The sequence below is a fragment of the Vibrio gigantis genome (genome assembly GCF_024347515.1).
GTDB lineage: Bacteria > Pseudomonadota > Gammaproteobacteria > Enterobacterales > Vibrionaceae > Vibrio > Vibrio gigantis.
This window is the reverse complement of the sequence record NZ_AP025493.1, coordinates 1,508,295-1,522,347: the sequence shown is the minus strand read 5'-3', so window position 1 is coordinate 1,522,347 and position 14,053 is coordinate 1,508,295. Positions and strand designations below refer to the sequence as shown.

Annotated in this window: 11 protein-coding genes; 6 read left to right on the top strand and 5 right to left on the bottom strand. The window is 44.0% G+C overall.

Annotated features, from left to right (window positions below; genetic code table 11):
- Positions 1–62 precede the first annotated feature (62 nt).
- Entirely contained in the window at positions 63–1,118 is a 1,056-nt protein-coding gene (gene arsB / locus OCV56_RS22845) for an ACR3 family arsenite efflux transporter (RefSeq protein WP_086714808.1), read from the top strand.
- Positions 1,119–1,210: 92 nt separating this feature from the next.
- Here arsB and OCV56_RS22840 read toward each other — a convergent pair whose 3' ends face one another.
- Positions 1,211–2,098, bottom strand: a complete 888-nt coding sequence (locus OCV56_RS22840; protein WP_086714807.1) for a LysR family transcriptional regulator — start codon at positions 2,096–2,098, stop codon at positions 1,211–1,213.
- A 111-nt stretch (positions 2,099–2,209) separates the two neighbouring features.
- Between OCV56_RS22840 and OCV56_RS22835 the strand changes: the two genes are divergently transcribed.
- The 5 genes from OCV56_RS22835 to glpD all read left to right on the top strand — a co-directional run bounded on the left by OCV56_RS22835 (position 2,210) and on the right by glpD (position 8,431).
- On the top strand, positions 2,210–2,641 hold the full coding sequence (locus tag OCV56_RS22835; RefSeq protein WP_086714806.1) for a PACE efflux transporter: 432 nt from the start codon (positions 2,210–2,212) through the stop codon (positions 2,639–2,641).
- A 450-nt stretch (positions 2,642–3,091) separates the two neighbouring features.
- Positions 3,092–3,946 carry an MIP/aquaporin family protein gene (locus OCV56_RS22830; RefSeq protein ID WP_086714805.1) on the top strand — a complete coding sequence of 285 codons (855 nt, stop codon included), beginning with the start codon at positions 3,092–3,094 and terminating at the stop codon, positions 3,944–3,946.
- A gap of 58 nt (positions 3,947–4,004) precedes the next feature.
- Positions 4,005–5,525: a glycerol kinase GlpK gene (gene glpK, locus OCV56_RS22825; RefSeq protein ID WP_017069710.1), complete on the top strand. Its 1,521-nt coding sequence runs from the start codon at positions 4,005–4,007 to the stop codon at positions 5,523–5,525.
- Between the two features lie 292 nt (positions 5,526–5,817).
- Positions 5,818–6,603, top strand: coding sequence for a DeoR/GlpR family transcriptional regulator (locus tag OCV56_RS22820; RefSeq protein ID WP_086714804.1), 786 nt, complete (start codon positions 5,818–5,820; stop codon positions 6,601–6,603).
- Positions 6,604–6,871: 268 nt separating this feature from the next.
- Complete coding sequence (gene glpD, locus OCV56_RS22815) at positions 6,872–8,431, top strand: glycerol-3-phosphate dehydrogenase (protein ID WP_086714803.1); 1,560 nt, start codon at positions 6,872–6,874, stop codon at positions 8,429–8,431.
- 205 nt (positions 8,432–8,636) lie between these two features.
- Here glpD and OCV56_RS22810 read toward each other — a convergent pair whose 3' ends face one another.
- The 4 genes from OCV56_RS22810 to OCV56_RS22795 all read right to left on the bottom strand — a co-directional run bounded on the left by OCV56_RS22810 (position 8,637) and on the right by OCV56_RS22795 (position 14,007).
- Positions 8,637–8,873, bottom strand: coding sequence for a YdcH family protein (locus OCV56_RS22810; RefSeq protein WP_086714802.1), 237 nt, complete (start codon positions 8,871–8,873; stop codon positions 8,637–8,639).
- A gap of 567 nt (positions 8,874–9,440) precedes the next feature.
- Positions 9,441–10,859 (bottom strand): alginate export family protein, encoded by a 1,419-nt coding sequence (locus tag OCV56_RS22805; RefSeq protein ID WP_086714801.1) that lies wholly within the window; start codon positions 10,857–10,859, stop codon positions 9,441–9,443.
- A 124-nt stretch (positions 10,860–10,983) separates the two neighbouring features.
- Entirely contained in the window at positions 10,984–12,567 is a 1,584-nt protein-coding gene (locus OCV56_RS22800; protein ID WP_086714800.1) for a PTS transporter subunit EIIC, read from the bottom strand.
- Positions 12,568–12,576: 9 nt separating this feature from the next.
- A complete protein-coding gene (locus OCV56_RS22795) occupies positions 12,577–14,007 on the bottom strand; it encodes a Sapep family Mn(2+)-dependent dipeptidase (protein ID WP_086714799.1) in 1,431 nt (476 codons plus the stop codon).
- Positions 14,008–14,053 lie beyond the last annotated feature (46 nt).

Sequence of the window (14,053 nt, the reverse complement as noted above, 5' to 3'; positions counted from 1 at the left end):
TGTTTTTTTGCAACCATTAATCGTTTTTCGACGATTTACGATATCAATAAAGAGAGATTACCATGAAACCAAAGTTAGGTTTTCTAGATCGCTACTTAACACTATGGATCTTCATCGCTATGGGCCTTGGTGTACTACTGGGTATCCTATTCCCACAGATCGAGCAGTGGAACGATTCTATGTCTGTTGGCACCACCAACATTCCACTTGCCATTGGCCTTATCTTAATGATGTACCCACCTCTGGCTAAGGTTAACTACAACCTGCTCGGCACAGTGGTAAAAGATAAGAAAGCCATCAAGCTATCTTTGATCATGAACTGGTTTGTTGGCCCAATCCTCATGTTTGTACTGGCACTGACTTTCTTAGGTGATCACCCAGGTTACATGGTGGGTGTAATTCTGATTGGTCTTGCTCGTTGTGTGGCAATGGTTCTGGTTTGGAACGACATCGGCGGCGGTAACAAAGAGTACGGCGCGGCATTGGTTGCTCTAAACAGTGCATTCCAAGTGGTGAGCTACAGCTTTATGGCGTGGCTATTCATCAGCGTTCTTCCACCAGTATTTGGTTACGAAGGCATGATGGTTGATATCTCGATGATCGATATTGCACACAGTGTTCTTATCTACCTAGGTATCCCATTCCTAGCGGGCTTCTTAAGCCGTAAGATCCTAGTGTCGATGAAAGGCGAACAGTGGTACAACGACGTGTTTATTCCACGCATCTCACCAATCACACTGATTGCTCTACTGGCAACTATCGTTCTAATGTTCAGCCTAAAAGGCGAGATGATTGTTGAACTGCCAATGGACGTATTGTTGATTGCTGTCCCACTGACTATCTACTTCACAGCGATGTTCTTCATCAGCTTCTTCATCGGTAAGAAGATGGGCATTGAGTACGACAAGAATGCATCAATTGCCTTCACAGCAACGGGTAACAACTTTGAGTTGGCTATTGCCGTAGCAATCTCTGTATTCGGTATCAACTCAGACCAAGCATTTGCAGGCGTTATTGGGCCGCTGATTGAAGTACCTGTGCTGATTTACCTAGTGAACGTTGCACTTAAGATGAAAGACAAGTACTACAACGGTCTAACAGTGAAATCTGCGAACTAGAAAATCGCGTATCGCTTTAAACAGAAAGGCTCACAAATTTCTTTGTGAGCCTTTTCTTTATTCCGGTTCATCCAATTTAAGTCTCATCCAGCTTATGTTTCGTCTAATAGGCCTTTCAATGCTTGTTCAAGCCAAAGCAATGCAGGCCCTTTCGAGCGTGTTTTGGATAAAACCAGATCAACCGGAGGCGACCATGTTTTGTGATCAAACGAGACATTAATCTCCACTAAACGCTGCTTATTCAGCTCCTCTTCGACAAGGTGTTTGGGTAAGTATGCCCACCCAATATCACTGCCGAGTACCACCTCTTTAATAACAATAAAGCTATTTGACCACCACACCTTACCGGCAATCAGCGGAAACTGATCCATCACCTTCCCCTTGTCTCCCCTCAGCATTAACTGACGATGTGGGAGTAAGTCAGACAATTTCGCCACACCTGTTTTTGCGAGCGAATGACTAGGGTGACACACGGCAATAAACGGCAAGTGGCCAATAAAGCAAGGCTCAGAGCCGACATCAAAAGCCAAGTTGGTAAACATCAACCCAATCTCGGCTCTCTCTTCGATAATCAACGAATTGACCTCTGTCGTGGTACACGCAACCAGTTCAACTTCGGTAGCCGGGAAATGCTGGCTGAATTCACTAAGAATCTTAGATAGATTCGGGACCAACAAGGAGTCATCCAATGCAATTTTGATAAGTCCTTCTTCGCCGCTCCCCATAGCATTAACCGTAACGTTCAGATCTTCAACCTGAAGCACGATCGCTTTCACCTGTTTAAATAACTGCTCGCCGGCTTTGGTGAGTGTAGGCTTTCGAGTCGAACGATCAAAAAGCTCAACATTGAAATCTATTTCAAGATTACTGATGCCTTGGCTCACCGCTGATTGCACCTTACCCAACTGACGAGCACTTGCTGAGAAAGAGCCTAGCTCTACTGCGTAAACGAACATCTTAAGTTGTTCAATGTTATACATACCACCAACCTATTATCACCATTAGTGATAGTTACTATCTTTCTATAATCATAATTAAAGATAATATACCTTTCAAACGACAAATATAGATTCGACAGAAAGAGAAAGTACATGTCACATAAAGAACGAGTTTTACACATGGTGCTATTTGAAGTGTTCGCACTGATCATTATGGCGGGGCTTGCGACCTACATTACCGGTAACGGTGCAGGAAAAATGGCGGGGTTAGCGCTTGCGATGTCGCTAATAGCAATGGGTTGGAACTATATCTATAACTACGGCTACGACAAAATTTTCGGGGCAGACCGAAGCAAAAGAACCAAGAAAACACGTGTTCTACATGGATTGGGATTTGAGCTTGGTTTAATGACAGTGACGCTGCCAGTCTTGATGTGGGTGCTAAAGCTCGATTTCCTAACCGTGTTGATTATGGACATAGGCCTAGTCATTTTCTTCGTACTTTACGCTATCGGATTTAACTGGGCGTATGACTCAGTTAGAGACTACTTTGTTGCACAAGGAAAAGTTAGCGCTCTCAATTAACTCACCGATTCGCTCAGATATCATCACTGAGCGATAGACAGAGCAAATTGCCAGATTCAGTATGGATCTGGCATTTTTTTTCATAGTTGAAGTACATCCTTGTTTGTTAACGCTTTTCCAACATTTCGGTCCTCTGATAATTCCCCAAGATCCAAGTTTAATAAACCACCACTCGCGAATCAGCATCACAAATCCAGCCACCAACTCCTCGTACCAGTTGTGCATCCGCTTACATACAGGTAGTTTTAGCAACTTCGTAAGATATACATTCGCGCAATAGCGTTCATGCAAGCTTCTTTTTCGAGCAAAAGTGTTCTGTTTAACATTTCAAGTCAGTTTAATTAACAATTTTATGCTCAAACGCTCATTTTTGATGCTCGTTTATTTTCGAGTTCGCAAATTTATGCACAATACGCGTGCTAGATAAGCAAAAATAACAAGGACTCGAACATGACAACAAACAAACAACCTTCTTTATTTGGGCAATGCCTCGCCGAATTTATCGGTACAGGCCTGCTCATATTCTTTGGCGTTGGCTGTGTGGCTGCACTGGTATTAACAGGTGCAACATTCGGACAATGGGAAGTTAGTATCATCTGGGGCTTCGGCGTATCTATCGCAATTTACTGTACGGCCGGCGTTTCTGGCGCACATATTAACCCTGCAGTAACCATTGCATTAGCTATGTTCCATGGATTTGATAAGGCGAAAGTTGTGCCTTATATCATCTCTCAATTACTTGGTGCCTTCTGCTCTGCAGCTTTGGTTTACAGTCTATACAGCAACCTGTTTACTGATTACGAAATTGCACATAACTTTGTTCGTAGCAGCCAAGACGCACTATCAACTGCTGGTATCTTCTCGACTTACCCACATGCTTCACTCTCTTTCTTCGGCGCTTTTGCTGTGGAATTCGTGATTACTGCAGTATTGATGTTTGCCATTCTGGCACTAGGTGACGAGAACAACGGCGCATCACGCGGCGCAATGAACCCTCTGCTTATCGGTATTCTTATCGCGGTAATTGGTGGTTCTTTAGGTCCACTAACTGGCTTTGCAATGAACCCAGCACGTGACTTCGGACCAAAACTGTTCGCTTACTTTGCAGGTTGGGATTTCGCATTAAGCGGTGCTCGTGATATTCCTTACTTCATCGTTCCAATTCTTGCTCCGATTGCAGGTGCGTGTTTTGGTGGTTGGTTGTACCCACGTGTTATCGGTGCTCACCTACCGGTGGAAGGCCATGGCTGCACAATTCCAAACCAATGTGAAACAGAAGAAGAAGCTGAACAAGCTCAAGCTTAACCCCAAGCGACCTTACATTTACTAAAATATAAATAACGGAACAAAAAGGATTCTTACCATGACCGAGCAAAAATACATTGTTGCCCTAGACCAAGGCACCACAAGTTCTCGCGCTGTAATCCTCGATCACGATGCAAACATCGTTAGCTCTTCTCAAAGAGAATTCACTCAGATTTACCCTAAAGCGGGCTGGGTTGAGCATGATCCAATGGAAATCTGGGCGACTCAAAGCTCTACATTGGTTGAAGCGCTTGCTAAAGCAGGCATCCGCAGCGATGAACTAGCAGGCATTGGTATCACTAACCAACGTGAAACCACCATTGTTTGGAACAAAGAGACAGGCAAACCGGTATACAACGCCATCGTATGGCAATGTCGTCGTACTGCAGAAATTTGTGAAGAACTTAAAGAGCGTGGCCTAGAAGACTACGTGCGTGACAATACAGGTTTAGTCCTTGACCCGTATTTCTCAGGTACAAAAGTAAAATGGATTCTAGACAACGTTGAAGGCGCTCGCGAAGACGCTGAAGCAGGTAAGCTACTGTTCGGTACGGTTGATACTTGGTTGGTTTGGAAGATGACTCAAGGCCGTGTACACGTTACGGATTACACTAACGCATCACGTACTATGTTGTTTAACATCAACGACCTATGCTGGGACAGCAAGCTACTAGACGAGATGGGTATCCCAGCATCAATGATGCCTGAAGTGAAACGTTCTTCTGAAGTTTACGGCCAAACGAACCTTGGTGGTAAAGGTGGTACTCGTATTCCAATCGCGGGTATTGCGGGTGACCAACAAGCAGCGCTTTACGGTCAAATGTGTGTTGAAGCGGGTCAAGCGAAAAACACATACGGCACAGGCTGTTTCCTACTGATGAACACAGGCCAAGAGAAAGTAACATCGAAGAACGGTCTATTAACAACATTAGCGTGTGGTCCTAAAGGCGAACCAGCTTACGCACTGGAAGGTGCGGTATTCATGGGTGGCGCATCTATCCAATGGCTACGTGATGAGATGAAGCTACTGGCTGGCGCAGAAGACTCTGAGTACTTCGCAACTAAAGTAGATTCTTCAAACGGCGTTTACGTGGTTCCTGCATTCACAGGCTTAGGCGCACCATACTGGGATGCTTACGCTCGCGGTACGATCGTTGGTCTAACTCGTGGTGTTAACTCCAACCACATCATCCGTGCAACCTTGGAAGGCATTGCTTACCAAACGCGTGACGTACTAGACGCGATGCAAGCGGACTCTGGCATCAAACTAGCAAACCTACGTGTTGATGGTGGTGCAGTAGCGAATAACTTCCTAATGCAATTCCAATCAGATGTACTGGATACCGAAGTTCACCGCCCTGAAGTAACAGAAGTTACCGCTCTGGGTGCTGCTTACCTTGCTGGTCTAGCGGTCGGTTTCTGGGACAGCATTGATGAACTTCAAGACAAAGCGGTTCTTAACCGCACGTTCATGCCACACCACGACGAAGAGAAGCGTAACCGTCGCTATAAAGGTTGGAAGCGTGCTATCAAGTGTGCGCAGGTTTGGTCTGAACTGCACGATGACGACGAAGAGTAATACTGAGTATTCAGCTCATCGTTAATCATTAGCCGTTGACCTAGGAATTCGAGCAATCAGATCGATTAGATTGCTCGAACCTCAGCAAACGAAACTAAAAAGAGCACTATTTGGTGCTCTTTTTTGCGTTTCAGGCTCAAATTCCACGTTTTGAGCACCGTTTTTGCGGTTTAGACATGATTCCTTACCATCATTACTTCTCTCTTTTCATCAATTCGAGCACAATAGCGTGAGTTTATATTTTCGATTTTGACGCGCTAGAGCCCTTTGCGCGCAGGGAGTGGTAAGTTAAGTGAAACAGATACCAAGACACCAGCAGATTGTAGATCTGGTAAAAACACAAGGATATGTAAGTACCGAAGAGCTCGTTGAAAAGTTCGATGTCAGCCCACAAACCATCAGACGAGACCTAAACGAACTGGCCGATAGCAACAAAATTCGTCGCTATCATGGTGGTGCAACCATTCCTCTTAGCTCAGAAAACACCTCGTATAACACGCGTAAAGCGCTTAATTTCAACGAAAAAGACGTGATCGCCGACGAACTGGTTAAGCATATCCCAGACGGTGCAACTCTATTCGTAGATATTGGTACCACACCAGAATCGGTCGCACGCGCGCTCAATAAAAATCACAAACAGCTAAGAGTCGTCACTAACAACATTAACGTTGCCAGCATTCTTCTGCCTAACCCTGAGATAAAGGTTATCTTGGCCGGTGGCGAAGTGAGAAACCGTGATGGCGGTATCGTAGGTGAAGCAACACTGGATTTCGTGAAGCAGTTCCGCCTTGATTTTGGCATCTTAGGCATCAGTGGCATCGACTTCGATGGCTCACTGCTCGATTTTGATTATCACGAAGTTCGCGTGAAACAAGCCATCATCGAGAACAGCCGCAGTATCTTCTTAGCTGTCGACCACACTAAGTTTGGCCGTAATGCAATGGTTAAGCTGGGTAATATCTCTCAGGCACACATGGTGTTTACTAATAAGCAGCCGCCGGAAGAGATTATGAACATCCTTAAGGATTCAGACATTCCGTTAGAAATTATCGATACAACTCGCCCTGTGAGCGAATAACTCACCCAGTGCTCGATGAGGCCACTTTCTTAAATGAATCACGATTCTTTATAGAAAAGTTAAAAAAGTAAAACTTGCTCACGACCACTGTCGCTTCTATGCTCGAATTAGACTTATTTTAACCTCTGCTTTCATAAGCAGAGGTTTTTTTATGCGCAAATCACATAAAACGCGCATAAACGAAAATAATAAATGACCGCAAACGAAAGTTCATATAGGATTCAATTATGTTCTAAAATGCTCGTTCGCTCAGAAAGAGGTCAAAACCATGAGTGCTCAACAAAATAATTCAAACAACAGTTCATCTTCCACTTTAGACTTGATCGTGATTGGCGGCGGCATCAATGGTGCAGGCATCGCAGCAGATGCAGCAGGTCGTGGTCTAAACGTTGGCTTATACGAAGCAAATGATTTCGCATCGGCGACGTCTTCTGCTAGCTCAAAGCTTATCCACGGTGGCTTACGCTACCTTGAACATTACGAGTTTCGTTTAGTTTCTGAAGCGCTCGCTGAACGTGAAGTGTTGCTGAGAAAAGCTCCTCATGTCGCTCAACCAATGCGTTTCCGTTTACCTCATCGACCATTTTTACGCCCGGCTTGGATGATTCGCTGTGGCCTATTCCTTTACGATAACTTGGGTAAGCGCACGACTCTTCCTGGCAGTAAAACAGTGAACTTGGCTAAATCAGGTTTACTGAAGCCAGAAATGAAGACAGGCTTCGAATACTCAGATTGCTGGGTTGATGATGCGCGTATGGTATTGCTCAACGTGTTGGCAGCAAAAGAAAACAACGCAGAAGTACGTAACTACTGCCGTGTTGAAAAAGCGCACCGTGAAGGTGGTGTTTGGCATGTAACAATCCTTGATGTGATGACAAATCAGCGTTTTGAACGCAAAGCAAAAGCACTCGTTAACGCAGCTGGCCCATGGGTTAAGCAGTTCTTCGATGATGGATTAGAGCAGGCTTCGCCTCGTAATATTCGTCTGATCAAAGGCTCACACATTGTTGTGCCACGCATTCATGACGAACCACAAGCGTATATTCTACAAAACAAAGACAATCGCATTGTGTTCATGATCCCTTACCTAGATAAGTTCTCGATCATCGGTACCACCGACCTTGAATACAAAGGCGATCCACGTGAAGTGGCAATCGATGATGTAGAAGTTGATTACTTGATCGATATCGTTAACCAGCACTTTGTTAAACAGCTTGGCCGTGAAGATGTGGTTTGGACATACAGTGGCGTAAGACCGCTTTGTGACGATGAATCCGATTCTCCACAAGCGATCACTCGTGACTACACATTAGAATTAGATGCAGAGCTGGATCAAGCACCACTGCTTTCGATCTTCGGTGGTAAACTAACCACTTACCGCAAGCTAGGCGAAGCAGCACTTAAGAAGCTTGAACCACACCTAACCAACATGGGTGCACCATGGACAGCCAACGACACGCTTCCTGGTGGTAACTTTAGCTGTAGCAGAGAGCAACTTGCGAAGATGATCCATACTAAATACCCTTGGGCATCTGAAGCGTTGTTACTTCGTTATGTGACTCAATTTGGTACTTACACATGGAAGCTATTAGAAGGTGCGAACAGTGAAGCTGACCTTGGCATCCAATTCTCAAAAGAAGCACATGGCGTTTATCAAGTTGAAATCGATTACTTGATCAATGAAGAGATGGCGATGACTGACGAAGACATCTTATGGCGCAGAACCAAACTTGGCCTGTACATGAGCAAATCAGAGCAGCAAGCGGTGACGGATTACTTGAAACAGAAACTACAAAGCAAGGTAGTGAGCTTTTCTCAAGTAGGCTAACCCCACCAGCCCAAACATGGTTCAAGAACATGATGAACAACGAAGCTTAGCGTCCCCCGCGCTAAGCTTTTTTATATCCAAAGAAGCCCAAGCTTATCGATTCAGAAGAAAATGGGTAAGCCAAAACGAAAAAAACTCCCGAAGGAGTTTTTAGTATCTAAATCTGCTATTCGCCATTTAGCTAATCAGCCAAATTGCCAACTGACTAAGCCATTAAGCGAGCGTGCAGTGCGTCTTTAAGTACAGAACGATCATGTTTCAGTTGGTGCATCGAGCCATCATCAATGGGTGAATCTTTCAGCTCTAGTTTACGAATCTCTTTATCAAGGTTGTCGTATGTCTTCATATCTTCTGCAAAGCCATCATCAGTTTTAGCAAGCTCAGCAATTTTGTCTTTCATTTCAGGAAATTCGTGAACAAGAGAGTGATTTTCACCTAGCATAGAAACCTCTTAAGTTGAGTAAAGTGATTGGGTTAGTCTTAAACACATTCACTATTAACCTTAGCAAGTGCTCGCACGAACAAATGAGATCTACCACACAACATAGTGCATACTTTGACCAACAATACACACCCAGTTCAATATCGTGATAACACTTTGAATTAACATGTTCAGTAACAAAAACAAAAGCCCCATAAACAACATAGGGCTTTTAGCAGAGATAAGGAGCCGAACAGATTAGCTGCTGCAGCCACCAGAATGAATTCGGTTCGTCTCTTCGCTTGGCGATGTTGATGCCGTAGACTGGCATCCTGCAACAAATAAAAGTGCTAATGACAACATAAGCCATTTCATAACCATTTCTCCTTCCATGATAAGTAGAGCTTAGTGTTTCTAAGCAACTTCACCTAGTGATAGCTCAAAGTTTTCGCTAAAGGGTAAAAGCATCACCTCATCATTTAACGACCGAGTTTTTGAAGAAAAACTTTCAGATTGCTGAATAAAAATCAGCCCAACCGACAGGCTGGGCTAAAATACATCACTATTTTTGTAGTAGAGACTACCGGATTAGAAGTTGTAAATTAGCGCAATTTCAACTCGTGAAATATCATCACTCGAGCTACCTACGACATCACGGGTATAGTCACTGTCTAGGGCGTAGTACATATTAACCTCAGACTTTAAGTTACCTGTGATGTAGTTATGGAACTGCAAATAAAATTGGCTATAAGCGTATTTTTCATCCGATTCTGCACCAAACAAGACATCTTGATTTAACGTATAAATCGCATCATCGGTGTTTGCTCGCCATGTCGACATGAAACCTGCAATGATTGACTGCTTCGGCTGATATTCAATGACAGTGTACGAACCAACCTGCATGGCATTACCATATGCCCCATCATGCGCGAAACCTAATGGGTCACCAGTCCATAGCGGGTTAAAGGTATTAACCTTATCGCTGTCTTTATCCGAACCTGAGGCATAGTGTAGGTTCAAACCTAAACGGTAGTTCCAATCGGCTTTCCAGTTGTAGTTCAAGTCTGCATATGCCATATACGCAGAAATGTCTTTACCTGCATGGTCACCAAATTGGTACACACCATCAAGCATGTAACCAAAGCCTTCACTCACGAAATCATGCGCATGTATACCCAGAACTTGAATATCAACATCACCATCAGGAGCATTAACAAAGCTTTCGTTTGTTAGCTGATTACTCATTACATAAGCTTGCATCGTACCGAAATCGGTTTGCCAATTAGCGAACAGGCCTGTTGATTTCTTACCGTTAGTTTTGTCATCCCAGTTGCCACTAAAGCTACCATCACTATATAGCGGGAAGACTTCTTCACCATAATACACATCAAAATTAATACCAGAAACGCTGTACTTCGCACTTGCCGCATTCCAACTAGACTGTACCGGTGTTGGCTCACGGTTCATCATTTGCCATTCATTCAAGTAAATTTCTTGACGCCCAAGTCGTGTACTTAAATATTGCTGGCCATCGTCAAGGAGCTTGAATTCTGCGAACAATTGATGGAAATCCGTACCTGCATCATCCACCGGGCCAGGATTATCTAGGTTAGTGTAGTTGGTACGAATCTCACCGAATAGGCGCATCCAATCTTGATACGTCACATCTGTCGCGAACTGCATACGAGTCCGAAGCTCATTCTTTTTGCGATTTTCGCCGTCGTACATATGGTTCCAACGGTTATCGAGAGCCGCTTTTACATTACCGCTAAAAGAAACTTTCCAGTCACCGCTTTCATCGATGTCCAAACGTTTTAGTTTCTCAGAGAAGCTTTTTTGGCTCTCTTTCAAATCGTCGACATAGCTCCAATCTTCATTGGCTCTGTCTCCCCAGAACACCATAGGGCTTCTTTCTGGCCAATCCGCCACTGTATTCTCACTTGCATGTAGAACGCCGGAAACGCATAGGGCAAGTAAGGTAACTGCATGTTTTGTCATTGTTTTCATTTTTATAATATCCATATTTCAGGTACACGAATCCCTTCCTGTGACGCGAGGTCACAGGAGGAATCATGAGTTATTGGGATTCTATTAAGCTTGTAACTGTAGGGTTACATAAGGGAATACGTTGCTAGGAATCGACACCTAAGGCTTCTTTAATACCAGAGGCTATCGTTATGACATTAGCACCGTATATCACCTGAATGCCTTTATTCATCCTTACTACTCCGATAGCGTTAAGTTCTTGTTTCCAAACTTTATCGCTTGCTGCTAAGGATTCATCATGCAATGAGACACGCAGTCGAGTGGCACAGTTAGCTACGTTTTCAATATTGTCGGCACCACCTAGCGCTTCAATAATTTCTGCTGGTAGGCCTTTTGAGGTTTGCTCTTTTTTCTTTTTAAAGTCTTCTTTGGAATACAGCGCTATATCGCCATCATCTTCCTCACGGCCCGGTGTTTTCGAGTCAAACTTCAAGATAAAGAACTTGAAGGTGTAGAAGTAAATGACGAAGTACAGAGGGACTATCCATAACAGAGCCCATGCATGCACTTTTTCAGGTTGAAGCAAGTTAGGCACCATGAACAACAGCTGGTTACCATGAATGGATACACCCATCATTTCAGTGATCACATAAGCCAATCCATTTAGAGGCACGTGAACAGCAAAGAATAAGAAAGGCTGGACAAATAAGAAGGTGTACTCCAGAGGCTCAGTGATACCGATCACTGCCGCTGTGAACACGGCTGGTACCATGATAGCTGCAACCTTCTTGCGATTTTGTGTTTTCGCCGTCACATACATCGCATAAGCTGCGCCAGTTAAACCGCCAATTTGAATTGGAATTCGTCCGCTAGTGAAGTTATGGGTAATGTAGCCCGTTGCCTCTGGTGAGCTCATTTGGCCGTTCATAATATTACGAACGCCTTCATAAACCACACCATCAATCTCCATAACACCACCGACTCGAGTGTACTCGATAGGGAATGCGATCAAATGGTGCAAACCAAACGGTAATAGGCCTTTGTCAAACACACCGAAAAGGAACGAACCAAAGATACCAGAGCTGGTAATAAGCGTTGTTAGCGACTGCAAAGCACCTGCAATTGGTGGCCAAGCATAGTAAACGAAAAGGGCAATTGGCATGATAGCGAAGTAAGCAAAAATCACTACCGCGCGAGGGCCAGAGAAAAAGCTAAGTAACGTAGGCATTTCAAATTTGTAAAAACGGTTGTGGATCCAAGCCGTAATACAGCCCACAAGAATACCGCTGAAGATACCCATGTTGTAAGCGAAAATACCTAAAGATTCTCCCCATAGAGAGTTGAAGTTTTGTGCAGCGACTTTGTCGTAACCAGCATCATTCATCAAAGATGCAACACTGGTAGTTTCAGCAGTCCAACCGTGAAATGCAGCAATCGAACCGATAGCGACATTGAAACACATGAACATGGTAAAACCGGTAAAGGCTGCCCATCCTTTCTCAGATTTAGCGAGTGCAAAAGCCAAACCAATCGCAAAGAATGGAGGTAGGTTGCGCATCACCATCAAACCTAGATCTAACATCAGTTTGAAAAATGCCCAAATAACAGAGTCAGTTGCAGACATTTGGTTTACAACGCCCGCACCTATACCAATAAATATACCTGCGATGACCAGTACGATGATAGATACCATCATACCTCCAGCAAGTGCTTGAACCTTATCTCTCATAATTTACTCCTAAAGTGATATGAGAACTTTCACGTATATTGTTATTGCTCTTTTTAATGACTTGAGGCTGAGCCTTTCGTTGGGCTCATGAACACAAGTCACATCACCAGGAAAAGTAGGTCCGAATGCAACACCATTGTTTAACGCACGCGCATACGAAGCCGCGCCTTTGCTAAAGCATTGAGCGTCCGTTCTTGTAACTTCGGAATAAGCTTTTCCCATCGCTTGGATAAGATCACTTTCGGGTGAGAGGTAAGATAGAGGTAAGTACTGCTGTTCAATCATTCTCACTCCATATTGTTGGGACAAGTATTGGAGTTGGGTACGAGTTTGATCGATAGTCAGGCCTTTAGGAAACCGAAAATCAAAATCCAAGTTGTAACTATGTTGATCGAGGTTAATAGACGAAACACAACAAGTTGTTGCTCCCATTTCAGCATCTTGATACGCAAGTCCTAATTTGGAAGCATCGCTTGCTTGCGCAAAGCATCCATCCAATAGTTCAATCAAGCTTTGAGAATGAGCATCTAAACCTTCAACATTTCGCATTTGGATAACAAGCTGTTCCATACAGTTGTCAACTTTATGCGGGTTGCGGGACTTCTCCCACGGCGTTGATAGTTCAACGCAATACAGCTCCTTCTGTGAGTTATCAATGCCCGCTTTATTTTCCACGAGCGTTACTTTGGCAAAAGTGGCAAACCTCGCCGCAACTTCAGCCGCTTTTTCGCCAGTTAGGTACACAGTTAATTGATAGCAGGTGGATGTTCTGTCACGTTCACTTTCAATACTGACTATCTGGCAACTTCCTACGTCATTGAGAGTTGGGAGTTCTCGTTGAAATGACGCATATAGGATTCCTTTTTCTCCATTGACGATTGGGAAGTCGCCATCAGGAGAAAAGCCATATTCTGGCTGAGGATTGTGCTTAAAATAATGTTCTACACATTCCCAAGTTGTCTCTTCTGCACCACCGATAATGACTCGAATCGTTTTATCGAGCTTCATATCCAGTGCTTTAAACATCTTGAGGATGTACAGACTTGCCATCAAAGGGCCTTTGTTGTCTGTAACGCCTCGACCGTATAATTCATCACCTTGTTTATGCATTTCAAATGGCGGTGTGTTCCATTCATTCAAATCACCAGCTTCAACAACATCAACATGGTGCAAAATAGCTATTTCTTGCTCGCCTTGACCAAAGCAAATGTCCAGCGCATAACCCTGGTGATCTCTTACTTCAAAACCTTCACGCTGTGCGAATTCAATTAAGTAGTCGAACGCCTGTCTAATTGAACGACCAAATGGTGCGCTCTCTTCACTTGTGGTCAAGTCTCGCACAGACGGAATAGCAATTAACCCCGACAAATCATCCAAGAACGCTTGGTGATGTAGGTCAAGATAGCCCAGAGATCGGGGTAAAAAATTGCTTTCCGTCATGTTTAGTCCCTAATTATCTGTTACTGAGTAAGTTATAAATAGACTT

What these genes read in the sequence shown, in the direction of transcription:
- arsB (WP_086714808.1), top strand. Translation starts at nt 63, where the DNA reads ATGAAACCAAAGTTAGGTTTTCTAGATCGCTACTTAACACTATGGATC.
- OCV56_RS22840 (WP_086714807.1), bottom strand. Translation starts at nt 2,098, where the DNA reads ATGTATAACATTGAACAACTTAAGATGTTCGTTTACGCAGTAGAGCTA.
- OCV56_RS22835 (WP_086714806.1), top strand. Translation starts at nt 2,210, where the DNA reads ATGTCACATAAAGAACGAGTTTTACACATGGTGCTATTTGAAGTGTTC.
- OCV56_RS22830 (WP_086714805.1), top strand. Translation starts at nt 3,092, where the DNA reads ATGACAACAAACAAACAACCTTCTTTATTTGGGCAATGCCTCGCCGAA.
- glpK (WP_017069710.1), top strand. Translation starts at nt 4,005, where the DNA reads ATGACCGAGCAAAAATACATTGTTGCCCTAGACCAAGGCACCACAAGT.
- glpD (WP_086714803.1), top strand. Translation starts at nt 6,872, where the DNA reads ATGAGTGCTCAACAAAATAATTCAAACAACAGTTCATCTTCCACTTTA.
- OCV56_RS22810 (WP_086714802.1), bottom strand. Translation starts at nt 8,873, where the DNA reads ATGCTAGGTGAAAATCACTCTCTTGTTCACGAATTTCCTGAAATGAAA.
- OCV56_RS22805 (WP_086714801.1), bottom strand. Translation starts at nt 10,859, where the DNA reads ATGAAAACAATGACAAAACATGCAGTTACCTTACTTGCCCTATGCGTT.
- OCV56_RS22800 (WP_086714800.1), bottom strand. Translation starts at nt 12,567, where the DNA reads ATGAGAGATAAGGTTCAAGCACTTGCTGGAGGTATGATGGTATCTATC.
- OCV56_RS22795 (WP_086714799.1), bottom strand. Translation starts at nt 14,007, where the DNA reads ATGACGGAAAGCAATTTTTTACCCCGATCTCTGGGCTATCTTGACCTA.